Annotated in this window: 19 protein-coding genes and 2 pseudogenes; 10 read left to right on the top strand and 11 right to left on the bottom strand. The window is 63.5% G+C overall.

From position 1 onward, the window contains the following. Nucleotides 1-418: 418 nt before the first annotated feature. The 4 genes from VK804_RS02255 to VK804_RS02270 all read left to right on the top strand — a co-directional run bounded on the left by VK804_RS02255 (nt 419) and on the right by VK804_RS02270 (nt 6236). The gene (locus VK804_RS02255; protein ID WP_325367597.1) at nt 419-3625 is read left to right on the top strand and encodes an ATP-binding protein; all 3207 of its coding nucleotides are present in this window, start codon (nt 419-421) and stop codon (nt 3623-3625) included. Nucleotides 3626-3673: 48 nt separating this feature from the next. Continuing rightward, complete coding sequence (locus VK804_RS02260) at nt 3674-4123, top strand: hypothetical protein (protein ID WP_325367381.1); 450 nt, start codon at nt 3674-3676, stop codon at nt 4121-4123. 301 nt (nt 4124-4424) lie between these two features. Continuing rightward, complete coding sequence (locus tag VK804_RS02265) at nt 4425-4871, top strand: hypothetical protein (RefSeq protein WP_325367383.1); 447 nt, start codon at nt 4425-4427, stop codon at nt 4869-4871. A gap of 15 nt (nt 4872-4886) precedes the next feature. Continuing rightward, entirely contained in the window at nt 4887-6236 is a 1350-nt protein-coding gene (locus tag VK804_RS02270) for a cytochrome P450 (protein ID WP_325367385.1), read from the top strand. Between the two features lie 120 nt (nt 6237-6356). On the opposite strand, the pseudogene VK804_RS02275 reads toward VK804_RS02270, so the two are convergent. From VK804_RS02275 to VK804_RS02290, 4 genes and pseudogenes are all read right to left on the bottom strand, one after another. Further along, nucleotides 6357-7445, bottom strand: a pseudogene (locus VK804_RS02275) (3-deoxy-7-phosphoheptulonate synthase); the annotation flags it as partial. 230 nt (nt 7446-7675) lie between these two features. Then, nucleotides 7676-8248 (bottom strand): HdeD family acid-resistance protein, encoded by a 573-nt coding sequence (locus tag VK804_RS02280; protein WP_325367387.1) that lies wholly within the window; start codon nt 8246-8248, stop codon nt 7676-7678. Between the two features lie 244 nt (nt 8249-8492). Further along, on the bottom strand, nt 8493-9530 hold the full coding sequence (locus VK804_RS02285) for a PrsW family glutamic-type intramembrane protease (protein ID WP_325367389.1): 1038 nt from the start codon (nt 9528-9530) through the stop codon (nt 8493-8495). 82 nt (nt 9531-9612) lie between these two features. Continuing rightward, nucleotides 9613-9876, bottom strand: coding sequence for a hypothetical protein (locus VK804_RS02290; RefSeq protein ID WP_325367391.1), 264 nt, complete (start codon nt 9874-9876; stop codon nt 9613-9615). A 213-nt stretch (nt 9877-10089) separates the two neighbouring features. Between VK804_RS02290 and VK804_RS02295 the strand changes: the two genes are divergently transcribed. Continuing rightward, on the top strand, nt 10090-10311 hold the full coding sequence (locus VK804_RS02295) for a DUF2061 domain-containing protein (RefSeq protein ID WP_325367393.1): 222 nt from the start codon (nt 10090-10092) through the stop codon (nt 10309-10311). 120 nt (nt 10312-10431) lie between these two features. On the opposite strand, the gene VK804_RS02300 is transcribed toward VK804_RS02295, so the two are convergent. From VK804_RS02300 to VK804_RS02315, 4 genes are all read right to left on the bottom strand, one after another. Continuing rightward, the gene (locus VK804_RS02300) at nt 10432-11664 is read right to left on the bottom strand and encodes a Zn-dependent hydrolase (protein WP_325367395.1); all 1233 of its coding nucleotides are present in this window, start codon (nt 11662-11664) and stop codon (nt 10432-10434) included. A 76-nt stretch (nt 11665-11740) separates the two neighbouring features. Continuing rightward, a complete protein-coding gene (locus VK804_RS02305) occupies nt 11741-12211 on the bottom strand; it encodes a hypothetical protein (RefSeq protein ID WP_325367397.1) in 471 nt (156 codons plus the stop codon). A gap of 151 nt (nt 12212-12362) precedes the next feature. Further along, entirely contained in the window at nt 12363-13835 is a 1473-nt protein-coding gene (locus VK804_RS02310) for a GMC family oxidoreductase (RefSeq protein WP_325367399.1), read from the bottom strand. 240 nt (nt 13836-14075) lie between these two features. Then, nucleotides 14076-15545, bottom strand: a complete 1470-nt coding sequence (locus VK804_RS02315) for a GMC family oxidoreductase (protein ID WP_325367401.1) — start codon at nt 15543-15545, stop codon at nt 14076-14078. A gap of 237 nt (nt 15546-15782) precedes the next feature. On the opposite strand from VK804_RS02315, the pseudogene VK804_RS02320 reads away from it, so the two are divergent. Next, nucleotides 15783-15875: pseudogene (locus tag VK804_RS02320) on the top strand (sulfotransferase); the annotation flags it as partial. Nucleotides 15876-15935: 60 nt separating this feature from the next. Here VK804_RS02320 and pncB read toward each other — a convergent pair. Genes pncB through VK804_RS02335 form a run of 3 tightly spaced genes read right to left on the bottom strand, consistent with a single transcriptional unit; the run spans nt 15936 to nt 21340 of the window. Continuing rightward, entirely contained in the window at nt 15936-17240 is a 1305-nt protein-coding gene (pncB, locus tag VK804_RS02325) for a nicotinate phosphoribosyltransferase (RefSeq protein WP_325367403.1), read from the bottom strand. 54 nt (nt 17241-17294) lie between these two features. Then, on the bottom strand, nt 17295-20858 hold the full coding sequence (locus VK804_RS02330; protein ID WP_325367405.1) for a molybdopterin cofactor-binding domain-containing protein: 3564 nt from the start codon (nt 20856-20858) through the stop codon (nt 17295-17297). Further along, nucleotides 20858-21340: a (2Fe-2S)-binding protein gene (locus VK804_RS02335; RefSeq protein WP_325367407.1), complete on the bottom strand. Its 483-nt coding sequence runs from the start codon at nt 21338-21340 to the stop codon at nt 20858-20860. The genes VK804_RS02330 and VK804_RS02335 overlap by 1 nt, the downstream gene beginning before the upstream one ends. 313 nt (nt 21341-21653) lie before the next feature. Here VK804_RS02335 and VK804_RS02340 point away from each other — a divergent pair, with 313 nt between their 5' ends. Genes VK804_RS02340 through VK804_RS02355 form a run of 4 tightly spaced genes read left to right on the top strand, consistent with a single transcriptional unit; the run spans nt 21654 to nt 25853 of the window. Continuing rightward, complete coding sequence (locus VK804_RS02340) at nt 21654-23108, top strand: 6-hydroxynicotinate reductase (RefSeq protein WP_325367409.1); 1455 nt, start codon at nt 21654-21656, stop codon at nt 23106-23108. Next, nucleotides 23105-24010, top strand: coding sequence for a UPF0280 family protein (locus VK804_RS02345; RefSeq protein WP_325367411.1), 906 nt, complete (start codon nt 23105-23107; stop codon nt 24008-24010). Before VK804_RS02340 ends, VK804_RS02345 begins: the two co-directional genes overlap by 4 nt. A gap of 27 nt (nt 24011-24037) precedes the next feature. Further along, a complete protein-coding gene (locus VK804_RS02350; RefSeq protein WP_325367413.1) occupies nt 24038-24622 on the top strand; it encodes an amino acid synthesis family protein in 585 nt (194 codons plus the stop codon). A gap of 25 nt (nt 24623-24647) precedes the next feature. Next, nucleotides 24648-25853 (top strand): ABC transporter substrate-binding protein, encoded by a 1206-nt coding sequence (locus tag VK804_RS02355; protein ID WP_325367415.1) that lies wholly within the window; start codon nt 24648-24650, stop codon nt 25851-25853. Nucleotides 25854-25958: the final 105 nt, after the last annotated feature.

Raw genomic sequence — 25958 nt, forward strand, 5'->3', positions numbered from 1 at the left:
TTACCGGTTCTCGCTAAGAAAATGCCTCAAATCAGGAATCTAGAGCCCCGTTTCGATTCGATCGAAACGGAAAAGGATCTGGTAACCGTACTCGTTAGCACGCAGCCAGGTTCGGGTTGACGCGAGTTTGACGAACGCCAGATCGTTGGCTGCAAACCTGTCTTATCATGCGGCGACACGCCGCATTGCATGATCGTACCGCAGCATCATGGCTGGCGGCCGGCGTTTCCATGGTTTGGATCCGACGACACAAATGCACGGAAAGATTGTGCTTTCGAGTCGTTGACGGTCCAAGGTTGACGAAGGCTATCGCCTTTGTGCCTGAATGGCTTTTCAAGCACCGAGATGGTACTGGTGCACCGAGATCGCACGCCCCTATATTGACTACCGAAGTGATCCAGTAGACGGCGGATTCACGATGCGTTGTGGGGCATGCGCTTACGACAATGAGGCCGCAAGCAGGTTCTGCGTGGCCTGCGGCGCCTCCCTCGCACCGGTATGCGCCCATTGCGGGCGGGATTTGCCGGAAACGGCCCGATTTTGCGGCTGGTGCGGTGAGCCGAGAAAACCTGACGCCCGCGTAGTCGACGTGCCCGGCGAGCGCAAGCAGGCGACCGTTATGTTTGCTGATGTCGCCGGTTCAACCGCGCGGATCGCCGGTCTGGACGCCGAAGCGGCGATGAATTTCCTGCACCCGATCGTGATGGTCATGGCGCGCGCGGTCCACCGCTATGACGGCACGGTGCTTCGCACACTGGGCGACGGACTCAAGGCCGCGTTCGGGGTGCCGCACGCGCGCGAGGGGCATGCGGTGCTCGCCTGCCATGCCGCGCTTGCCATGCGTTCCGCCGTCGCCGAGTTGCCCGACGCCCCCCAGATCCGGATCGGGCTACACTCGGGCGAGGTCGTTACGGGCAAACTCCATTCGGGCTCGGCGGTCGAGCAGGATGTGACAGGTCTCACCGTGCATCTGGCGAGCCGGATCGAGCAGGAAGCCGCGCCCGGCGAAATATTCCTGAGCCGCGATTGCCAGACCCTGCTCCGGGCCTATTGCGACACCGAGCCGCTTGGTCCGCGCGCATTGAAGGGTATTCCCGATCCGGTGGATATTTTTCGATTGGTCGGGCTCAAACCGGCGGTGAACAGCGAGCATTTTCGCGGCGCATCGCTAATGCCATTGCGCGGGCGGGCCGTCGAGTTGGAGACATTGCAACGTGCGCTGCTGGACACCGCGCCGGGCTCGCCGCGCGTCATCGGTGTGTCCGGGCCGCCCGGCGTTGGCAAAAGCCGGCTTTGTTTCGAGTTCAGTGAGTGGTGCCGCGAACGTCAGATCAGGGTGCTGGAAGCGCGTGCGCAGATTCACAGCCGGGCGACGCCGCTATTGCCCGTGCTGGAAGCATTGCGCGCCTTCTTCCGTATCGAGCCCGATATGGACGCCGAAGTGGCGCGTACGCGGATCGAGCAAACGCTTACGATGCTCGCGCTCCCCGTGGCCGAGCATCTTGCGCCTCTGACGGATTTTCTGGGATGCGCGGAGCCGACGTCTCGGGCCATCGACCCGACGACGCGACGCGTGCGGTTGCGCGAAAGCATCAGCCGGATCGCGAAGGCGGCTTGGTCGCAGACCTCGGTGATCATTATTGAAGATCTGCACTGGCTGGACGAGGCCAGCCAGGACTTTCTGGAAACCTGGATCGCGGCAGTTGAAGGCACCAGGGTCCTGATGGTGCTGACCTTCCGGCCCGACTGGTCGCTGCCGTCTTCGCCCGCCTGGTATCGTGGACTGGCCCTGCCGGAGCTTGGCCTCGGCGAGGTTGGTCAGGTCATTCGCGATCTGATCGGAGACGGCGCCGGACTGGACCAGGTAGTGGCGCATGTCGCCGAACGATCCGATGGCAATCCGTTTTTCGCGGAAGAACTGATCCTCTCGCTGGCGCAAAGCGGCGTGTTGTTGGGGGAGCGGGGCCGCTATCGGCTGGCACCGTCAGGCTGGCAGAATCCGACCCTGCCGACGACCGTCGAGGCGGTGATTGGCGCGCGTATCGATCTGCTGCCCGACGCCGAAAAAACCTTCCTGCAGACTGCTGCGATCATCGGAAAGGAGTTTCCGTCCGAGGTGGTGCGAGCGGTCGTCGGACTGTCGGATGCGGCCGCTCGGCCGCTGCTGAGGCGGCTTCGCGCGGCCGAATTGATCCAGCCGCGGCAAACGGCGATGGGGGAAAGCTTCGCGTTTCGGCATCCTTTGATTCAGGAGGTGGCCTATGCGATGCAACTGCGGTCCACGCGCACGGGTCTGCATGCCGCCGTGGCGCGGGCGATCGAGAGCCAGGAGTGGGGGAAGCGTGACGAGTTCGCCGGCTTGTTGGCGCACCACTATGAAGCCGCGGGAAATATGGTTGCCGCGGCCATGCATTTGCAGCGTTCGGCGCGTTGGGTTGGTCGGACAAACTCGGGACGGGCATTGGCGGATTGGAAAAAAATCCGTACGATGATGCGGGATCAGCCGCGGACAAAGGAAAATGACGAACTGCGGGCTTTGGCCGGTGGACAGTTGCTGACCTTTGGCTGGCGCGAAGGGATGCCGGTCGAAGAAGCCAAGGTCTATGTCGAGGAGGCGTTGGGCTACGCGCGGGAAGCCGGCAACCGTCGCCACGAAGCGATGCTGATCGCGGGTTACGGACGGATTATCGCGGCAAGCGGTTCGGCGGACGAGTATATTCGATTGGTGCGCGAAGCGCTGGCGGTGTTGGACGCGGAATCGAACCCGGCGGAGGCGTTGCTGCTGAACGGGTTGCTTTGTCAGGCCAGTATCCTCGCGGGCTTCGTCGGCGACGCGCTGTCGGCGAATAACGCGGCCCTCGATCTGATCGACGACGAGCGCCGCGGCAGCGCGGGCGTCGTGCTTGGCCTGACTGTCGGCCAGATGGTCGGCTTCGATGTTCCCCACTGGATGAAATGCCTTCAGGTCAGGTCCTTGATCATGCTAGGGCGGTTTTCCGACGCGGATGAGCGGCTGGCCCGGCTCTTCCAGGTTGATCCGGCCGATGCCGAACTTCTTCATCAAGGCATTCCGCACCATTTCGCCGTTGAGCTAGCCTGGTTTCGCAGCGACACACTCGCGGCAACGCGACACGCCAACCAGCTTGCCGGCCTCGCGACCCAAGCGGCAATCCCGTACTGGCTGGTGCTCGCGAGTTTCTGCCAGGGGCTGGCGGCCTCGACGGCAGGAGACTTCATGGAGGCCGACGGCTTTTTGCAGCAGGCGTTGGACGCATCCCGCCGCGGCAGAGCCGGGCTCGAGTTTGAGGCCCGAATGTTGGCATTCCTGGCCGACAATCTCATGCGCGCAGGCGATCCAAGGCGCGCCGGGGAGATTGCTGCCGAGGCAATTGCCGTGGCGCGGCGGAAAGCGGATCGCCTGGCCGAGTGCCACGCGAGCCTTGTCGCGGCTGAGGTGTATCTGACGCGGAGCGGTTCGCAAGACGCCGGGGAGGCAAGCGGCCTGCTGAACCGCGCCACGACCCTGATCGACGAGACGGGCGCGAAGGCCTATGAGCCCATGATGTTGCGGGTGCGCGCCCAGGCGAGCGGCGAAAAAAATCTTGCATCCTCACGCCCCTCGTGATGTGTTTGTACGGGAAGCGTCATAACCGGGCAACGTAGGGGTGAGGCGATGGGATCAGCCTTTGACGAACAAGGAAGTATGACCTTCTGCGACGGAAAGGATGTCCTCCAAAAGCTGAACGACGTGTTCGGGGATCCGAATTCCAAAGCCTATCAGCAGGCATGGGCCGTAAGAGACCAGTTCGCCGCCGTTCCGAACGGCGCAAACAACTATCTTGCACTTATCGCGGCTTACAACGCTGCGGGAATTCCGGTCAAAGTCACCGACCCCTGGGGTTATTACCTGCAGCTGCTGGGCACCGCGCCGCCGCAAGGACCAGACAACATCTCCGCCATCGCCCAATTTCGTTATGACGGCCTGAACACTGGCGCGCCGATGGAAACGGTTGTGCACGTGCCGCAGCACGGCGGACATGTCCGTACACGGCGCGGACTCGCGCCGGGCGCAAGCAACACGGTTGATTCACCTTGCCCTATGCCGGGAAAGGTCAAGTATTAAGGACAAAGAACGGCGGTAGCGAATCATGACGCGTCCCGCTGTTGTCACCGACTCCGAGCCCGCGAGTTCTTACTCCATGCGTGATGGGCGGTTGCCGCTATCAGCGGCAACCGACTCCCGATTGCACGAGGCCGCCCGCTTCGTCATTTCCCCTGACGGCCACGCCGACGACACAAGACTTCAGGCCGCGTTCAAACTGCTGCGCGCCGAGGCAGGCGACGAAAAAGGCCTTGCGTCCTCACGCGGCCCATGATGAGCTTGCACAGGAAGCGTCACAACCTGGCAACGCAGGGGCGAGGCGATGGGTTCAGCAGTTGTTGAAGCGGGAGCGGTCGGCTGCACCGGAGATGATGTCCTTAAAGACTTGGACGATGTGTTCGGCCATCCAAATTCCCAAAAATACAAGGACGCGAAGACCGCTTCTCTAACACTCTTTCAGCAGGTTCCGTACGCTGCGAACAACTGGCAGCAGCTTCACGCCGCCTATGAGGCTGCTTATCAGGCCGCTGGAGTTACGTGCTGCGACAACTGGGTGCCTTACTTGGGGACGCTGAGTCAGGACAATGTTTATCTCATCGCACAGACTCGTGCCCAAGCCTTGGTCCTGAACTGGGCAATGACAACAAAAACACACGACCCCAAGCAAGGCGGACACAACGTCAATGTGTCGAACGGAGGCGGATCAGTTACGATCGATTCACCTTATACTGCTGGCGTCCTCTACCGAAATCGAAATCGTAAGCCCTAAAGACGGCGGTAGCGAATGATTGCGCGTCCCGCTGTTGTCACCGGCTCCGGGTCCGCGAGTTGGCGCTCCGCGCCTGACGAGTGGTTGCCGCTATCAGCGGCGACCCACGCGCAACTGTGCGAGGCCGCCCGCTTCGCCATTTCCCCTGACGGCCACGCCGACGACGCAAGACTTCAGGCCGCGTTCAAGCTGCTGCGCGCCGAGGCGCCGGTGCTTTGGGTCGATACCCCGGGCATGCGCCCGTTCTGGCTGCTCAGCCGCTACGGCGATATCTCGGCGGTAGAGCGTCGTGGCGCTCCTTTCGCTGCCGCGACGCGCACTTTCCTCACCAGCAGAATGACCGAGGAGCGCCTCGAGCGGCTGCTCGGCCAGCCCTATGTGCTGCGCGGCCTGCTGCAGATGGACGATCCCGAGCATGCCGCCTACCGCGCCGTGGCGCAGCCATACCTCACGCCGGCCGCGCTCGCCGAAATGGAGCCGTGGCTGGAAACCTGGGCGGACCACATCGTCAGCCGGATCGCCGGCCGCACCGACGCGTTCGACTTCACAAAAGAGATCGCGGTGCCGTTTTCGATCCGCGGCATCATGCGCCTGCTTGGCCTACCGGAGGCCGACGACGACCTGGTCCTGAAACTGTCCTGGGGGCTGGTCGGACCGGAAGATCCGGTGCGCCGTCTGGCCGATCACCCGACCACGGCGATCTGCCGGGCTGGCCTCGGTTTCCAAGCCTATTTCGATCCCGTCGCGGCCGACCGCCGCGCCTGTCCGCGGCACGACCTGAGCAGCGTCATTGCCACTGCGCAGGTGCAAGGCGAGTCAATGCCCGACTACGAACGGTTCTCCTACTATGCGATGATCGCCACCGGCGGCCACGACACCATCGCGTTCTGCCTGAGCGGCGGCATGCACGCGCTGATCGAGCACCCGGACCAATTGGCGAGGCTGCGCGCCGACCCTGACCTGATCGATACCGCGATCGAGGAAATGCTCCGCTGGACGACGCCGGGCCGGCACATCGTCCGCACCGCGACGCAGGACATCGAACTCGGTGGCCAAACGATCCGGGCCGGCGAGGCGGTGGCGCTGTTTTTCAATTCCGCCAATCGTGACGAGACTGTTTTCGCGAACGCGGACCAGTTCCGGATCGACCGCCGGCCGAATCCGCATCTTGCCTTCGGGCTGGGTCGGCATCACTGCATCGGCGCGCATCTGGCGCGGCTTGAAATGCGAGCGCTGCTGAAGACCTTGCTGCCACGGCTTAAGTCGGTTGAACTCGCAGCACCTCCCCGGCGCACCTGTTCCACCATGGTCAGCGGCATTTCGTCACTCCCGATCCGCTGCGCCTGGCGTGCGCCTGACCTTTGACGCCGCGTCCAACGGGATGGGATCAGGCTGGGGCGCGGCGACGGACCATATTCTCGTGCCCGGACGCGAGGCAACACCGGGTTTGCAAGTCGAGGTCTTCTCCTTTGCATGGGGTTGTTTTGCGATTTTTTGGTGAGGCCCTGCGGCGCCGCGCTTCGCATCCCGCCGCGCCGCCACGGCGTCGGCCAGCAGATGCAGCGCCGGCACCGTGGAATCCCAGTCGATGCAGCCGTCGGTGATGCTCTGGCCATAGGTCGGCGCCATGCCCGGCACCACGTCCTGGCGGCCTGCGACCAGATGGCTCTCGATCATGGCGCCGATGATGCGCTCCTCGCCATCGGCGACCTGGCGGGCGATATCGGCGATCACCAGCGGCTGGTTCTCCGGCTTCTTGCCGCTGTTGGCGTGGCTGGCATCGACCATCATCCGCGGCGCCGCGCCTGCGCGCGCGAGTTCGGCCGCGGCGGAAGCAATACTGGCCGCATCATAGTTCGGCCGGCTGCCGCCGCGCAGCACGATGTGGCAATCGTCGTTGCCGGTGGTTGCGGCGATCGCGCAGCGCCCCCCTTTGGTCACCGCCATGAAATGGTGGGGATGGGACGCCGACTTCACCGCGTCGGCGGCGATGCGAACGTCGCCGTCGGTGCCGTTCTTGAAGCCGACCGGGCAGGACAGACCCGAGGCGAGTTCGCGATGGATCTGGCTCTCGGTGGTGCGCGCGCCGATCGCCGCCCACGCCACCAGATCGGCAATGTATTGCGGCGTCGTGAGATCGAGGAATTCGGTCGCCGCCGGCAGGCCGAGATTGTTCACCGCCGAGAGCACGTTGCGGGCAAGGCGCAGCCCCTTGTTGATGTTGAAGGAGCCGTCGAGGTCCGGATCGTTGATCAGTCCCTTCCAGCCTACGGTCGTGCGCGGCTTCTCGAAATAGACGCGCATCACGATTTCGAGGTGGTCGCCGAGTTGTTCGCGCAAGGCGACGAGCCGCTCGGCGTAGTCGAGCGCCGCCGCGGGATCGTGCACCGAACAGGGACCGACGATGACCAGAAGGCGGTCGTCGGTGCCGCCGAGGATGGCGCCGATGGCGTTGCGCGCCGCCATCACGACACGCGTTGCGGTCAGGGTGCGCGGTATTTCGCGCATCACCTCCTGCGGCGTCGTCAGTTCCTTTATTTCCTTGATTCGAAGATCGTCAGTGGTGCTCAACACGGCGGTGGCTCCTGTTTTGAGAGACCTGCCGGCCAAACAAAAAAGCCGCCAGATCGGCGGCTGTTTGGACTTCCTGCTGCAATTTTTCAGATTGAGCGCGATCCTCCCACCGCCAGCGAGCTGTCGAAGCTAAAATACCAATAGAAGCTGGCGGCGCGGTTGATCATGGCGGGCTCTATAGCCCGCGCATTTCATCTTGTCATCCCAAAAATCGGGCGGATCGGCCTGATTCAGCCCTTGCGTGCCGCCAGCGCCACACCGATCAGGGACGCGCCGCCGAACAACAGGTTGATGCCGACCAGAAGTCCGATCGCCCATTCCGCCGAGCCCGGAAGCCCTGAAATGATGAGGAACGAGATCAGGATGTCGAGGATGCCGGAGAACAGCATCCAGCTCCAGCGCTCCGACAGTTCGCGGCGATGCTCCAGCGCGTACATGATGGTGGCGACGCCTTCGGCCAGGAAATAGGCGCCGATCACGATGGTGAGCGTCAGCACGCCCTGGAGCGGCCGCGCCAACAGGATGATGCCGGCGCCGATGGCGAGCACGGCCGAGATCAGCGACCACCAGAAGCCCGGCATCTGCCGCGCCCAGAACGTCATCGCGAGCCCCACGATGCCCGCGATGAAAAACATCCAGCCGAAGAAAATCGTGAACGCGATGCTCGCGAGCAAGGGCGCTACGATGGCCGCCAGGCCGAGTATGGCAAGCAGGATGCCTTCGATCAGAAAGGCCTTCCAGTGCTCGCGCACAGCGGCGCTCACTTGGGATTGCAGCCTGGTGATGTCCTGGGGAACGGTCATGGCAAATCTCCCGGTGCTGATGACGCAGAATGACGCCCAAATATGATGCCGCAATATAGCCTGTTCCAATGCGGCGGGGTCAAGTTGGTTCGCAGGGCAGCGTTGCAGTGCGAAGCCGCGCGGGCTTGCCCCGTTTCTGGATAGAAACGAAATACGGCTCTAGATTCTTGATATGGCGCGTCTTCTTGACAAGAACGGGTGACGCCCTCGGGGCATGCCGAGGGCAGGCTCCGCTTTGAAAACGCTAACCCTGGCCGGGCGCGGAGGAAAACCCCGACGCGGTGCGGCGGATCCGGTTGCGACCGAGAAAATAGATCGCCGTCGTCGCCAGCAGCAGCGCAATGCCGATCAGGATAGATGTCAAGCCGATTGGAATCAGCACCAGCGCCACGTTGCGCTCGGGATTGACCAGCCAGTGGTGGATCGACGTCAGCACGAAGGTGAGCCCGATGAATCCGGCGCCGCCGCCCAGCACCAACAGCGCCCACATCCGCCGCAACTGGCCGAGTCTCGCGCGCGCGATTTCGGTACGGGGTGTCTGATGGCGGCCGACCCGTCGCACCAGGCGCACGGCGAAAGCGATCGAGGAGAACCCGATCAGCATGCTCGCCGAGCCCAGCATCAAGCGGGCGCCGGGGGCGATGTCGGGGTTTTGCTGCAGCGTCAGCAGCGGGAAATCGAAGCCCGCATGCAGCGCGACGGGGGCGAATAGCATCAGGATGCGGCTCTTGATCCGCGCCCAGTCGCGGTAATGGCGGTGCGCGCCGAGCGCGGTGCCGGATCGCCCGAGTGCGAGATAGGCGCCGGCGATGATGCCGAGCGCGCCGTGGAACGGCACCGTCAGCACGCTGCGCAGCGCCGCCAGCGAGCGCCACATCTCGGCGTGCTGCACGAGATAAGCGAGGTTTTCGTAGGCCGCAAAGCCGAGCCCCGCCGCCGCGCCATAAAGCACGGTGTCCATCGGGTCCTCGAACGGCCGCCGCCGCGCCGACACTGCGACGATGACGAGGATCTTGACGGTCTCCTCGGGCAGCGCCACCCCGAACACCGAATGCAGCACTTGGGCGACCCAGGGATTTTGCGGTGCCGCGAGCATCGCGTTGAACGGCGCGCGCGCCACCCCCAATAGCGAAATGCTGGCGGCGCCGAGGAAGAACGCGGTCCACACCTTCAGCGGCGGACCGGGACGCTCGCCGGCGGCGATCACGAGCCACAGGATCAGAAGCGCGGGTGCCACCGCGGCGGTGCCGATCAAGCTCGGAAGGGATCCAAGGACACTCATCACGGCGGCAAGTATGCCATTTTTCCGCTTTATCTACTGCGTTGATTTTCCGCCGCCTCGAAACGCGCAGCCGCGTCGGAACTCAGCAACCCCGGCAGATGCTCTTCAGCCGGGCGTTCATCAGGGCGTCCTCGGCGCCGATCGAATCGACATATTTTCCGCTGTCGATTTTCGAAGGCGGAACCGATCGCAAGACCGGTTTGGCGGATGAGGCCGCCGGCGGGGCGGACTTGTCATAGCAGGCGAGCCTGGCGTCCGGGTTCGGCAGCGACTTGCAATCTGCGGTTTGCGCCGCAGCCGTTTGGCTGAACGCGCAAATCGCGGCGAGCAGGACAAGGAGTTTCATCTGAAATCTTCTTTCGGCCATGCAACCAAGGGGGACGCTGGCAGTTTCGAATCTGATTACGATTATTCAGTTAAATCAACGGCTTTGTGACATTTCTGACAGCGCAACATGCACATATTTGCGGCGTCCTGTCCAATGGCGAATTGACAGGGCGCAAAACGATCCGCCCGGCGGGCGTGGTAGGTTAGCGGATCGGCAAGCTGGGAGGTGGTGGTGTTGTTCCGCGGAGCAGAGACACATGCGAGGTCAGTCCTCAAGGCGATCAGCTGGCGGACGCTGGGAACGCTCGACACCTTCGCGATCAGCTGGCTTCTGACCGGGCGGGTCGAGATCGCGGGGTCAATCGCCGGCCTCGAAATCGCGACCAAACTCGCCTGGTATTACCTGCATGAGCGCATCTGGGCGGCAATCTCTTGGGGCCGCCGCCGCCACTAGCTAGAGGCTGATCGTCCGGCAAATTTGTAGAGCCGGCTCGGGGGACCTGGGATCGATGCCTGTCACGCAAGAAGGGTATCAAATCCGGCGAAAGCTCTAGACTAGCCGAAATCGCAGCCTTCATTCAGCCAGCAGAAGCCGGCAGGTTTCAACGAAGACCTGGGCGCCGGTGACGATATCCGCGTCATCGGTGTTTTCGGTCCAGTGATGGCTGATGCCGCCGATCGAGGGCACGAACAGCATGCCCGCCGGCATGATGGTGGCCAGGACCTGGGCGTCATGGCCGGCGCCGGAGGGCATCCGGACCGACCTGCCGCCGGCGAAACGCCCGCTCGCATCTTCGATCGTCTGCTGGAACCTCGAATCCATGAGCGCCGGCGCGCCGGTGCGAAGCCGCTCGATTTCGACGGCGCAGCCGCCTTGCGCAGTGACGTCTTTGGCCATGCTCCGCAAGAGATCTTCGAGGCGCTCGATCACGGCGGGCTCGGCATCGCGAATCTGAAACAGCATCTCGGCACGCCCCGGGATGATGCTCGGCGCGCCCGGATCGAGCGTGATGCGTCCGGTGGTCCATACCGTGCGCGGTCCGCTGTATCCGGGGAAGCGATCGTCGATGGCGACGCAAAATCTCGCCAGCGCGAGCCCTGCATCCTTGCGAAGGTCCATGCGGGTGGTGCCGGCGTGGTTCTGCTCGCCGACAAAACTGATCCGGTATTGCCAGATGCCGACGATGGAGGTGACGATACCGATCGCAAGCCCGCCGCTTTCCAGCGTTTGGCCCTGCTCGATATGGGCCTCCAGATATCCGATATGGCGCCCGCGTTCCGCCGTGACGCGTGCCCGGCCGGCGAGACCAGCCTCGCGCAGGGCCTCCCGCAGGGTTCGGCCGCTGCTGCGGTCGCGGGCTGCGTCGATGTCTTCATCGGTGACGGCCCCGACATAGGAGCGGCTGCCGAGAAAACTGCCGAAATGGCCTTCCTCGTCGCACCATGAGGCGACTTCGACCGCGCCTTTGATATCAGCATCGGGATTGATCACACGGGCGGCCTCCAGCGCATAGACGACGCCGAGCGGCCCATCGAGCCAGCCCGCGAAATTCTGGCTTTCGAGATGCGACCCTGCGAGCAGTTTCGGTCCCGATTTCGTGCTGGTGCCGAGCACATTGCCGATGCCGTCGATGTCGGCCGCAAGCCCCGCCTCGGGAAGTTTTGTGGCCAGCCAGTGCAGCGAGCGGATATGGGCGTCCGAGAAGGTCGGCTTGTGCACGCCACCCTTGTAGGCGCCGATGGAGCGCAGCGTGTTGAGATCGTCAAGCACGCGAGCGCCATCGACCGGCGCGCGATGGTCAGCCATGGATCGAACCTCGAGGCTTAAAAAAGTCCTGTCGAACGGGATTTCGTTGTTGCACGTCCGGACACCGGGCGGATCGCTATTTCGCGCAACGCTGCGCGACCACGGAGGGATTGCCGTTGGACACCAGTTTGCCGTCCCGGATGATGGCCTCGCCGTCGCCCGCCACCGAACTGATGGTCCGCATGTTGCCTCCGCTCATGTCGAGCAGCACGTCGTAGACTCTCCCATTGAAGTTGCCCCAGTTCGGATCGTCGTTCCGCATCCGCGTACGGATCAGCGTCGGACTCAGCATTTCGGCGCTGTCGATGGCGCCGTCGAGCGGCGGCAGGCCGGGACCCCGCAGCGAGCGACGGCGCACCGTGCCGTTGCCGCCGGCATACCAGGTGACGATCCAGTTGCTGGGGCTGGCGCCGGTGCTGCAGGAGGCGGCCCAGTTGCCGAGCAGTTGCGCCCGGCTCACCACCGACAGGACCGATTCAGCTGCGGCCGCGGCGCCGCCCAGCAGGCCGAGTGCGACGATGATGGCGGCATATCCTGGCGATTTCACAGGCGTCCCCCGGTTCGTTGCCAAGCGCAAACCCGGGAAAAATCATCGCCGCAAGTCCAGGGGAAAGCAAGCCGGACGATGTCGTTCTTGCAGGTCGATGCGGCGGTGTGCGGCCCAAAGCTCGCAGGATTCCGACACCGCAGGCCCTATTTTAGCTGCTCAAGGTCCTGCCCAGATACTCGGCCAGCCGGATCGAGAGCGTGATGATGGTGAAGGTCGGGTTGGAAATCCCCGTCGTCGGAAACACCGAGGATCCCGCGACATAGAGGTTATGGAAGGAATGCACCTTGAGGTTCGCGTCGACCACCCCTTCCTCAGGCTTGCTCGACATGCGCGTGGTTCCGATGTGGTGCCCGTTGTCGACCAGCTGGCTCTTGACGGATTCCCAGGAGTCGAAGGAGACACCACCACCGAGGCTGGTGACCGCCGTATTGAACAGCTGTGTCGTCTGCTCATAGGTCTTCTGGTCGAGCGGCGTGAGCTCCCAGGTGATCCAGGTCTGACGCTGGCCAAACACCGGGTCGAGCGTGTCGGCAAGCCTGACCCGGCTATCCGGATTGGGTGCCATCTCGAAATAATATTGGCCGCCGCCGGCCCAGAACCAGCAGCTGCCGATTCCCAGTTTCTCCTGCTGCTCGGCGTTGGGAGAAAATCTGCCCGTGACCCTCACGCCGTTCGCATCGGTCCATCCGTTGCCGCCGTTCATCAGGTTGGATTCGGCAGGCGACAGATAGTCTTGCTCGATCGTGACGACGGGGCTTGTCGACAGCGGGTGGCACATGAAGTAGCGGCCGACCTGGTCGTGCTCGTTGCCGGCATCCGACAGCAGGAGCTGGCGGGCGTTGGCGACCGCGCCGCAGGCGAGCACATAGACGTCGGCCTTGACCGTGAACTCCGTCGCTTTTTTCGGCGGCGATTGACCATCCATGCTGGCGACGCTCAGCCCGCCCACGAAGCCCCTGCTGTGATCGATATCGAGCAGGCTCGCGTTCAGGATCACGTCGACCGGACTCTGTCCGATCGTTATTCCATCGAACGTCCGGGTGGCGAAGTTCAGATAGCTTTGGCCGATAAACTGGTACATCTCGGCATCGAAACCTTCGAGATGCGGCACCTTGGCGCTATCCGGCGCCTTGTCGTTGAACACCCCGGCCCAGTATTCGGCGCCGAAATTGTCGCCATGGAGCAGGCAGAACTTGGCCGCCTCCGCGTAAAAGGGATCGAGATCGCCGCGGTTTATGGGCCAGCCCGGAAAGCCCGGCCGCTTCTTGAAGCTGATCGGATCCAGCGGCCGGGACTGGCCGCCCCAGTGAGCGGACGTGCCGCCGAACACGCGCTCGCGTTCCCAGGCAGGGCTGAGGTGTCCGTCGTACGGCAAAATCAGGAACTCGGGTTCGTTGGTTGCGAACAAGCCGTCGGCCACGCCGTTGTAGAGCAGTACCTTGTCCGGCCAGCTCGCTTTCCAATATTGGCCGTAATCGCGGCTGCCTTCGATCAAGGTGACCTTTATTCCCTGTTTTTGCAGCCACCACGCCGCGGTAACGCCGGCGGGGCCGGATCCGATGATGCAGACCTGGGTCGACACCACGGTGCCGCTGGAAATGTCCTTGCCGTTTCTGATCATGGGATCACCTGTCGTTGCAGCGTTCATAATACCAGAGGTTGAATAAGTTATAAACGAACTTTCAGCGGGAATCGAGTGCCTGCTCGACTTTTTTGCGATGATGATGGAGAGGTTGCTTCAGCGTCTGACAGCGGAGGTCTGGCAAACGGCGACGGACGGCGGAGAAGGATCGTGCCGGGCTGGCGCTGATCCGGTGTCCGCGAAAGCGGCGGCGCGCCATGTTGCAGCCGGGCAGGCGTGCTAGCTGCTCAGGGCCTTGCCGATATGCTCGGCCAGCCGGATCGAGAGCGCGACGATGGTGAAGGTCGGGTTGGAAATCCCGGCGCTCGGAAACACCGAGGCTCCCGCGACATAGAGGTTCCTGAGAGAATGCACCTTGAGGTTGGCGTCGACCACCCCGTCCTCGGGCTTGCTCGACATTCGCGTGGTGCCGAGGTGGTGCCCGTTGACGGCGAATTTGATGCTGTGCCACGGCGCGAAGGAGACCTCGCCGCCGAGGTTGTTGACCGCCGTCTTGAAGAGCTTCGTCGTCTGCACGTAGGTGTTCTCGTCGAACTCCGTCAGCTCCCAGGTTATCATGGTCTTCCACTGGTCAAACACTTTGTCGCGCGTTTTGGCGAGCGTGACGAAGCTCTTTTCATTGGGGGCCATCTCGAAATAATATCCGCCGGCGTCGACATCGAACCAACAGCTGCCCATCTGGAGTGCCGCCTGCCGTTCGGCAGTGGGAGAAAATTTGCCCCGTACCTGAACTCCGGTTTTTTGATCCGACCATCCAGCGCCTCTCATCAGGTTGGCGCGGGGGCCCTTGAGAAAGCCCGGTGATAAGTTGATGACCGGCTCGATCGTAAGCGGGTGACACATGAAATGGCGGCCGACCTGTTGGTGCTCATTGCCGGCGTTCGACAACAGGAGCTGGCGGGCGTTGGCGACCGCGCCGCAGGCGAGCACATAGATGTCGGCCTTGATGGTGAACTCCTTGGCCTTTTTCGGCGGCGTTTCATCGTCCATGCTGGCCACACGCAACCCGCTCACGACGCCATTGCTGTGATCGATGTTGAGCAGGCTGGCGTTCAGGATCACGTCGACCGCGCTGTCTCCGATCGTTGTTCCATCGAACTGCCTGGTGGCGAAATTCGCGTTGTTGTAGTCCATGAATTGGTACATCTCGGTATCGAAGCCTTCGAGATGCGGCACCTCGGCGCTGCCCGGCGCGTTGTCATTGAATATCTTGGCCCAATGTTCGGCGGTGAAATCGCTATCGAGTTGGCAGAACGTGGCCGCCTTGGCGTAGTAGGGATCGAGATCGTCGCGCGTGATGGGCCAGCTCGCAAAGCCCACCCGCTTGTTCTCGAAGGTGATCGGGTCCAGCGGCCGGCATTGGCCGCCCCAATGCGTGGACGTGCCGCCGAACATGCGCTCGCGTTCCGAGGGATACTTGCCACTTCCGGCATAAGGCCGGATCAGGAAATCGGATTCGTTGGTTTTGAACAGGCCGTCGGCCACGCCGTCGTAGAGCAGTTTCTTATCCGGCCAGCTCGCTTCCTTGCCTGGGTTGCGGTAGTCGCGGCTGCCTTCGATCAAGATGACCTTTTTTCCCTGTTCTTGCAGGCGCAACGCCGCGGTAATGCCGGCCGGACCCGATCCGATGATGCAGACCTCGGTCGTAACCGTGCTCCCGCCGGGAATTTCTTTTCCGTTTCTGATCATGGGATCACCCGTCGATGGCCGTATCGTTGTCGTTGGCGGCAGAAGACACGTAGGTGTGCCGCACCGCACCGGCGTTGCCGGTGCGTGGCCGGGTACATCCGACTTGGTGGCGTGGGGAAGCAGGCGGTCAGCTATGTAACCCTACCATAGGTAGAATAAAATATAAACAATCTTTCAGGGCGACTAAGATATTTCGTCGATTTTCGAGGCGACCAGGTTGCCCGGGCCGGCAACAAGGATACGGCGGCTGTCTTCATTGTCGGCATGCCGCGCTCCGGTACCACGCTGGTCCAGCAGATCCTGGCCGCGCATGCGCAGGTTCATGGCGCCCGCACTAACGGAGCGCCGCACCGAGGATGGACGGGGTTGAGTCGTTTGGTGCGGGGATCTTCAGACCTGCACCGGGCTGCGGACACGGCCGGCGTCGCCGAATACGCCAAGGTAGCGCTCGATTTCGGACGCCGTACCCGTCGCCTTTTCCGGATTGTCCGAGAGTTTCACGGCTGGCCGGCCGTCGACTGAAGTCACCTTGCAGACGATCGAGATCGGATCGAGGTTGGCCGAGCCATCGGGGGCGCATCCCACAAAATCGTTGGTCAAGTTGGTGCCCCAGCCAAAACTTATCCGCACCTGGCCGGCAAAATGACGATAGGTCTCCTCGATCGATCCGACATCCATGGCGTCGGAGAAGACCAGCAGCTTCTCCTTTGGGTCGCGGCCCTTTTGCTTCCACCATTTGATGATTTCTTCGCCTGCCGCGATCGGCGGCGCACTGTCAGGGCGAAAACCGGTCCAGTCCGCTACCCATTCGGGAGCGTCACGGAGGAATGACCTGGTGCCGAAGGCGTCGGGCAGGGCGATCAGAAGGTTGCCGCCATAGGTATGCTGCCACTGATCCAGGATGCGGTAGGGCGCCCAGCGCAGCTCGTCTTCGTCGTCCGCCAGCGCCGCGGCGACCATCGGCAATTCATGCGCGTTGGTGCCGATCGCCTCCAGATCGTTGTCCATCGCCAGCAAGACGTTCGAGGTGCCGGTGAAGGAAGATCCGAGGCCTTCCTTCACGGCCTCGACGCACCAGCGTTGCCACAGGAAGCCATGGCGCCGCCGTGTCCCGAAATCGGAAAGCCGCAAACCATCCAGCTTTCGCAGGCGTTCGACCTTGGCCCAAAGCTTGGCCTTGGCGCGGGCATAGAGAACGTCGAGGACAAACCGGCCCTGGCCCTTCGTCACCTGGCGCGAGCGCAACTCGTTGAGGATGGCGAGCGCCGGTATCTCCCACATGGTGGTGTGGGTCCAGGGACCGTGGAAATGCAGTTCGTATTGGCCGTCCACCTTGCGAAGCTCATATTCAGGAAGACGGAACGCCGCGAGCCAGTTGATGAAGTCAGCCGAAAACATCTGGGTCTTGCCGTAGAAACTATTACCGGCGAGCCAGATCAGTTCCTTCTTGCTGAAGCGGATGGTGCGGGCATGGTCGAGCTGGGCGCGCAGTTCTCCTTCGTCGATCACCTCGGCCAGCCGCACGTGCCGGCTGCGATTGATCACCGAGAAGGTGACGCGCTGCGTCGGGTAATACCGCCGGATCATCTGCAGCATCAGCAGCTTGTAGAAATCGGTATCGAGCAGGCTGCGCACGATCGGGTCGAGCCGCCAGCCGTGATTGTAGGTCCGGGATGCGATGTCTGTAACAGCCATGCCGGAACCCTAGCCCGCCGGGAGCCCTGCAGCCAGTACCCTCGGCCGGGCAGGTCAGCGCAAACTCCGCTGCCTGGCCTGGCCGACGGCCGCGCGGACACCGATCCAGGCCGGTCGTTCTGGGGCGAATTGCCGCCGCAGGAAGGTCACCAGCTCGGTGAGCTGGTCGTCGTTCATGCTGTCCTTGAAGGGGGGCATATAGCCGAGGTCGCTCGAGACCGGCGCGGCGATGCCGTGCAGGATGACCTGGATCAGATTGTCCGGGCTGGCGCTGTGCAGATTGCTGTTCAGCGCCAGCGACGGCCGGCTGCCGAACAGGGCCGGCCCGCCGACCGCATGGCACACCGCGCAAGCGCCTTCGTAAAGCCGTGCGCCGGCGGGCGAGGCCGAAACCACCCTGGTACCGGTCGACTTTTCCAGTTCGGCGGCAAGGGCGTCCTGCGCCGGCTTTTCGAGAGCGCTCCCATTGAACGAGCTCAGATAGACCGCCATGGCGCGAATGTCGGGGTCGGGCAGGCGTGCGAGTTCCTTCACCACCGGCGCCATCGGGCCGGCGGCGACCCCGTGAAAACGGGATTCGCCTGTCCGCAGATAGGCGAACAGCTCATCCTCGCTCCAGGGTATCGGCGCGTGGGAAAGCGAGGTTAGCGGCGGTGCTTCCCAACCCTGGGCGAAACCGCCAGCCAGATATGCCCTGGCTTTTTCCGCGCCCAATGCATTGCGCGGCGAATGGCAGACGCCGCAATGGCCAAGCCCCTCGACCAGATACGCGCCGCGATTCCAGATCTCCGATTTCGCCGGATCGGCTTCGAACACTTCAGCTCGATGGAACAGCGCGTTCCATCCGGCCATCAGGAGACGCCAATTGAATGGGAAGGCAAGTGTGGTCGCGCGGTTTTCGGCGCGCACCGGTGCCTGGGCCATCAGAAACGCGTAGAGCGCTTGCAGGTCGGCGTCGGTCGCCTTCGCGAAATGCGAATACGGAAACGCCGGATAAAGATGCCGGCCGTCGCGATGGATACCTTCGCGCATCGAGCGTTCGAACGCCGGATAGGACCACGCGCCAATCCCGGTCGCGGGATCGGGGGTGATGTTGGTACTCCAGACCGTGCCGAATGGCGTCTCGATGGCGCGGCCTCCCGCGTTGACGGCGCCGTTCGCATCGGTGTGACAGACCGCGCAATCGCCGAGCGCGGCAAGTTGCCCGCCGCGAGCAATCGTCGCGGCCGAATAGACCGATGTATCCGGCCGGGCCACCGGCGCGATCGATCGCCACGGCAGCACGGCTGCAGCGATGCCGATCGCTGCGGTGCATAACGCCACGATGTTCGCCGCCACACCGCGACGAGTCGCGAACGGATTATGCCATCTGTCGGTAGAAGCCGGGGCTTGAGGCGCAGCCATCGGTAACGCGCCGCGCACCTCGGCCTGCTCGCCACGCAATCCCCGGAGAATTCGTTCGGGCGTGAAGGGCAATTCGCGAAAACGCACACCGGTTGCATCGAAGATGGCGTTGGCAATCGCCGCGGCACTCGGGACGGAAGCGGATTCGCCGACGCCGAGCGGCGGCTGGTCCTGCCGCGGCAGCATCAGCACGTCGATCGCGGGCAGCTCTGGAAATTTGATGATGGGGTAGGCGCCCCATTCGCGGCTTGTCACGGCGTTGCGGTCGAACGAGACCTCTTCCATCAGCGCACGGCTGGTGGACTGGATGACGTTGCCATGGATCTGGTGCCGCACGCCGTCCGGATTGATCATCAACCCGGAATCCTGCCCCGCCACCACGCGGGTCACGCTGACATCGCCGGTCGTCTTGTTGACGGCGACGTCGGCTACCCAGGCCGACCATGCGGCGCCGTAGCCCGGAAATTTGCTGTGGACATAGAGCGCATAGGCAAAGCCCCGCCCGCGCACGATGTCGTCCTCTGGCGCCGGCTCCTGCCTTATCGGTCGCGGAGTCCAGTCCGCGCGCTCGGCAACGGCGTTGACGAGGTCGATCGCGCGCTGATCCTTCAAATAGCGCAGCCGGTACTCGATCGGATCAACGCCGGCCTCGGTTGCGAGTTCGTCGATATAGGATTCATGGGCAAACGTATTCGGCAGCGCCGAGACGCCGCGCAGCCATGACGCCCGCACGATTGGCGGCATGTCATGCGCCACCACGCGCATCGCCTCATAGTCGTAAGGCGGGATCGCGGTGCGGTCGCCCATCTCGAACACATTGGGAGTCGGCGCAATCGTACCCGTCAGCAGCAGCGCCAGCGTAGGCGCGCCGTTGGAGGGATAGCGCGTGGCAAAATCATAGCCGGCGACACTGCCGTCGGCGCGCAGTCCGCCCTTCACGTCCATCAGCTGCGCCGTGCCCTTCGGCTCCCAGGCGTGCTCCTGCTCGCGGCTCAATTGCACCCTGACGGGACGGCTGACTGCGCGCGACAGCAGCACGGCATCGGCGGAAACGTCGTCGGCGCAGTTGCGGCCGTAGCAACCGGCGGCTTCCATCCGGATCACGTCGATTTCGCTGTCCGGCCGCGCCACCAGCAGCGCGAGATCCGCGCGCAGGATGTGCGGATTCTGCGTGCCGGACCACACCTGGATGTGATCGTCCCGAACATCGGCAACGGCGCAGGATGGGCCGATCGAGGCGTGCATCTGATAGGGCCAGAGATAGGTTCGCGCCATCGGCTTGGCGGCGGCCGCGATCGCAGCCTCGACGTCACCCTTGTCGATCAGGGTGCGCGGCGTCGAGGGATTGGCGCGCAGCGCCGTCTCGATATCCTTCAGCTCGGGAAGCACCGGCGTCGGCTTCCAGCTCACCTTCAGTTGCGCGGCCGCCTTGACCGCGTCTTCCTCGCGTTCGGCGACGACGCCGACGAAATCGCCGATCCTGACGACGGCGACCAGCCCGGGAATATCGCGGACCGATGCCTCGTCGATCGCGATCAGGCTGGTGCCGACAAAGGCGCCGGCGTCGACGCCGGCATAGGGCGGACGCACCACCCGGCCATGCAGCATGCCGGGCAGGCGCATGTCGTGAACGTAGACGAGTTCGCCGGTGGCCTTCGCCGGCAGATCGACGCGCGGCACCGATTGCCCGACAATGCCGTAGGCACTGACCGCCTTGACCGCAACATCGTCAGAGAGTTCGAGGCGGACGGTCTCGTCGCCGATCAATTCGCCATAGCTGACGCTGCGGTTATCCCTGCCGCGGATCAGGCCGTCTTCGATCGTGAGCGATTCCACGGATTGCTCGAGCCGTTCGGCGGCGCGCGCAAGCAAGAATTGCCGTGCCTGCGCCGCGGCGTTGCGCAAGGGGACGGCCGTGATCTGGATGGTTTCGCTGGCGATGGTTGGGCCCTGATTGGGGACATGCGCGGTATTGCCGAGCACGATGACGACTCGCGCAAACGAGACGTCGAGTTCCTCGGCGACGATCTGCCCCAGCGCGGTGCGAATGCCGGTGCCGAGATCGACATGACCGTTGAAGGCGGTGACCGAACCGTCGGCCGATATCCTGATGAAGGTCTCGAAGGAGCCTTCCGCGCCTGAACCGGCCGGACGAACCACCGACAACGCGCCGGTCCGGATACTGGAATTATCGGAAGTGACCGGCGAGGCCATCAATCATGCGCCTCGGCGAGACGGCCGGCGGCCCGCATCGCCGCGCGGATGATTTCGACATGCGCGCCGCAGCGGCAGAGATTGTAGCGCAGCGCTTCCAGCACCTCGGTCTCGGAGGGATGAGGTGTGCGCATCAGCAGCGCCTTGGTCGTCATGATCATGCCGTTGAGGCAGTAGCCGCATTGCGCCGCCTGCTCGGCGATGAAAGCTTCCTGCACCGGATCAGGACGGTCGCGCGTGCCAAGTCCCTCAAGCGTCACGATGTCGCGCCCGACGCAGCCGCTGATCGGGATCACGCAGGAGCGCGCGGCGAGGCCGTCGATCAGGACGGTGCAGGTCCCGCATTCGCCGAGCCCGCAACCGTATTTCGGTCCGTTCAGTTCGAGGTCGTTGCGCAATACATAAAGCAATGCGGTATCGGGAGCAGCGCTGATGTCGTGGATCCGGCCGTTGACCGCGAGGCGGATCGTGGGTTGCGTCATGCGTCTGGTTCCGGCCTGGTGGTCGCACTGCAAAACATCGCGGTTCAAACCCGACCGCGAAGATACCGTTTACATGCAAACGTGCAAGCGCGCCGGCCCGCGACCAACCTGGCTGCCCTGTTTATGAACAAGCCGGCGAGGCAATCTGCGGCAATAATCGGCACCGGCGCGTTTTCGCCTGGGCCGCCGCTTGACAGGTTTCCGTCGGGCGCGCAACATCGTTCGTATACGAACAATACCGGCGGGTCGCGGCAGGAGACGTCGTTACCCGTTTTGCCGTCCGACAGTTTGATGCTGGCTTGTGAGCTCGTTCATGCTGACCGAACCGACCGCCGCCGACGACAAGATCCGCTGCGATGCCTGCCCGGTGATGTGCTACATCAAGCCGGGTGCGGCGGGCGCCTGCGACCGCTATGCCAATTACGACGGCCAACTGGTGCGCGTCGATCCGCATATCGTGCTGGAGCGGACGGTGTCGCATGGCGGACGGCTGGTGCCGTTCCAGGCCGGCGGCGACTGGGACGGCAAGATCGTCCACGAGCCCAGCATTTTCGTCACGGCGATCGGTGCCGGCACCACCTATCCGGATTACAAGCCGGCGCCGTTCATCGTCTCCTCGGAGATCGACGGCGTCGATATGGTGACCGTGGTGACCGAGGGCATCTTCAGCTATTGCGGCGTCAAGGTGAAGATCGACACCGACCGCTATCTCGGTCCGGAGACCGCGACGGTTCGTGCGCAGGGCGAAGCGGTGGGTCACGTCACCACCAGCGAATACGGCTCACAGATGTTGTCTCTCGGTGGGGTCCATCATCTGACCGGCGGCTCGAAGAAGGAAGGCCGCGTCACTTGCGACGTGCTGATGGATCTCAGCAACTGCAAGCCGGTGGAGCTGACGGTCGACGGCGGCGCGACCGTAGTGGTGCAGGCCGGCTATCCACCGATCGTCAACGGCGTGCCCGAGGAGCGCATGCGGGTCGGTTGCGGCTCGGCGACTATCGGCATGTTCGCCAAGCAGTGGCATGGCAAGGTTGATGAAGTCGTGGTCGTGGATGACCACATCACAGGCGTCCTCAGCGAACACCAGGCCGGCAAGCTGCTCGATATTCCCGACACCGGGATCAAGATGAAGGGCCGGCGCTCGACGCCCGGCCGCTACTTCCAGGTCGCCGAGCCCGGCACCGGATGGGGCGGCACAAAGATCTCCGATCCGCTTTCGGTGCTGGGCCCATTCGATGCGAAGAAAGCGCGCCCGGGAACGACCATGCTGATGGTCTCCACCACGGGCGAACATGCGGCCTACTATGTCCTCGACGAAGCCTTGCGGCCAATCGAGAAGGAGATGCCGATCGATCTGAAATCATCGGTCGAGCGGATCCAGGAGAACTGCGAGCCCGCCCTGTGCACCGTCCTGTTCATGGGCGGAGCGGGCGGCTCATTGCGCGCCGGCGTCACCGACAATCCGGTGCGCCTGACCCGATCCGTCAAGGAGGCGTTGACCCGCGTCACCTCAGGCGGCGCGCCGGTGTATGTCTGGCCGGGTGGCGGCATCACCTTCATGGTCGACGTCACGCGATTGCCGGCCGGCGCATTCGGCTATGTTCCGACGCCGGCACTGGTGGCGCCGATCGAGTTCACCCTGAAACTGTCTGACTATGCCGCCTTGGGCGGTCATATGGATCACGTGCGTCCGCTAGCCTCGCTGAAGGACAATACCGAAATCCGCCAAACGCTTTCGCAGCCGCCATTATCGGGTCCGCGCGCATGACACGGGCGCAGCAGATCAGGTTGCTCCCGGACGGCAGGCGGCTTCATCTGCAGGACGGTCCGATCGACCTGATCGTGGAGGCCCGCGGCAGCGAGACGGAAGTGCGTCGCGCCCATGATGCCGCAACGTGGCGCTTTACAGGTCTGCTCGACGAACTCTGCGCCGAGCTGCCGCTGTTGCGCCAGCCGGCCGATCCCGTACGCTGCCGGCTGCTGGGCGTGATCGCGCGCCGCATGCATAAGGCGGTAGCGCCGTTTGCCGCCGACGGCTTCATCACGCCGATGGCGGCGGTCGCAGGCTCCGTCGCAGAAGAGATTTTGGGCGCGATGGTGAGCGGGTCGCGGCTCGATCGTGCTTATGTCAATAATGGCGGCGACATCGCGCTGCATCTGGCCGGTGGAGAATATTTCACCGTGGGCTTGGCGGAACGGCCGGATGTATCCGGCCTGCTGCGGACCATGATCGTCCATGCCGGCGATCCCACGCGAGGGGTTGCGACCAGCGGGCGTCATGGCCGCAGTTTTTCGCTCGGGATTGCCGACGCCGTCACCGTGCTGGCGCGGACGGCGTCGCAAGCCGACGCCGCCGCTACCGTCATTGCCAATGCCGTCGATTTGCCCGGACATCCCGCAATCATCCGCCGCCCCGCGCACGAACTGCAGCCCGACAGCGATCTCGGCGCGCGACTGGTGACACGCGGCGTCGGAGAAATATCCGTCAGTGAGGTCGAGCAAGCGCTGGAGACTGGCGCGGTTTGCGCGCGAAAATGGCTCGCGGCGGGATTGATCGATGGCGCCGCCTTGCGGCTAAATGGCCGGATGATCGTCGTGGCGGCGAAAGACGTCGAGACGATGAACGCAAGCTCGCCGCTTCGCAAAGTAGAGAGTACGGTGGATGCCTGAGGAAATTCGAAAGCAGGGCGGAAAACGATGAGCGCGATAATCCGCAAGATCGTCACGGTGGTCGAAGAAACCCATATGGAAATGGGCAGGACGATCGCGCCGCCGACCCGGCGCGCGGCAGCCATCGCCGTGATCGAAAATCCGTTCGCCGGCAGGTATGTCGAGGACCTTGCGCCCCTGATCGCGATCGGCGAGGAGCTTGGCGAACTGCTCTCGAAGAAGGCCGTTGCCGCGCTCGGCATCGACGGCGCGAAGGCGCACAGCTACGGCAAGGCGGCGGCGGTCGGCGAAAACGGCGAGCTTGAGCATGCCGCCGCGATCCTGCATCCGAAGATGGGCGCGCCGGTGCGCAAGGTGCTGGGCAAGGGCGCGGCCCTGATCCCGTCGTCGAAGAAGCGCAGCGGACCGGGTACCACGCTGGATATCCCGCTCGGCCATAAGGATGCGGCCTTCGTGCGCAGCCATTTCGACGGCATGGAAGTCCAGATCAACGACGCGCCGCGTGCCAACGAGATCATGGTGGCGGTCGCGGTCACCGACAGCGGCAGGCCGCTGCCACGGGTCGGTGGATTGACGGTCGCGGAAGTCAAGGGCGAGGACGGTCTACGGTAATTTCTTCTAACAGCGGAGGTAAGGGATGCGACGGAGCAGATATTTCCTGGGCGCGGGGCTCGCGATCATGTTCGGCGGCATGGCGAATGCCGCCATGGCGCAGAGCGAAATCAAGATCGGCGAGATCAACAGCTATTCGCTGTTGCCGGCCTTCACCGATCCCTACCGCAAGGGCTGGCAGCTCGCGGTCGAGGAAGTCAACGCCGCTGGCGGCATCAACGGCAAGAAGCTCGTCGTCATCTCCAAGGATGACGGCGGCAAGCCGGCCGACGCGCAGACCGCCGCCAACGAACTGGTGTCGAGCGAGAAGGTGGCGATGCTGGCGGGCACGTTCCTCTCCAACATCGGCCTTGCCGTCAGCGATTTCGCCAATCAGAAAAAGGTGTTCTTCCTCGCCGCCGAGCCGCTGACTGACGCGATCACCTGGTCCAAGGGCAATCGCTACACTTTCCGCCTGCGCCCTTCCAACTACATGCAGGCCGCGATGCTGGCGGAAGAGGCCGCCAAACTGCCGGCCAAGCGCTGGGCGACGATTGCGCCGAATTACGAATACGGCCAGTCGGCGGTTGGCGTGTTCAAGAAACTGATGTCGGAAAAGCGCCCCGACATCCAGTGGGTCGACGAGCAATGGCCGCCGTTCGGCAAGATCGATGCGGGTCCGGTGGTGCAGGCGCTCGCCGCCGCCAATCCGGAGGCGATCCTCAATGTCACCTTCGGCGCCGATCTCGTGAAATTCGTGCGCGAAGGCAACACCCGTGGTCTGTTCAAGGATCGTGCGGTGGTTTCGTTCCTCACCGGCGAACCGGAATATCTCGATCCGCTGAAGGAAGAGACGCCGGAGGGCTGGATCGTTACCGGCTATCCCTGGTACAGCATCAAGACGGCCGAGCACGATGCGTTCCTGAAGGCCTATCAAGCCAAGTACAACGACTATCCAAGGCTCGGCTCGATCGTCGGCTACGAGACGATCAAGTCGGCCGCGGCGATCCTCGCCAAGGCCAATTCCGACGATCCGGAAAAACTGATCGCCGCGGCGGAAGGGTTGTCGGTGCCGTCGCCGTTCGGCGAGATCACCTTCCGCAAGATCGACCACCAGTCGACGCTCGGCGCATTCACCGGCAAGACCGCGCTGAAGGACGGCAAGGGCATTATGGTCGACACCGCCTATCGCAAGGGCGCCGATTATCTGCCGAGCGACGCCGAAGTCGAAAAAATGCGCCCGAAGGAGTGAGGCGCTCCCTCTCCCCGTTCTTCACGGTCGAGACGAGCGAAGCTCGCTCTTAGAGGGTTGGGGTGAGGGGCTCTCTCGACGAGTTCGACTCGTGGAGAGTCCCCC

This window comes from Bradyrhizobium sp., from assembly GCF_035484855.1.
GTDB lineage: Bacteria > Pseudomonadota > Alphaproteobacteria > Rhizobiales > Xanthobacteraceae > Bradyrhizobium.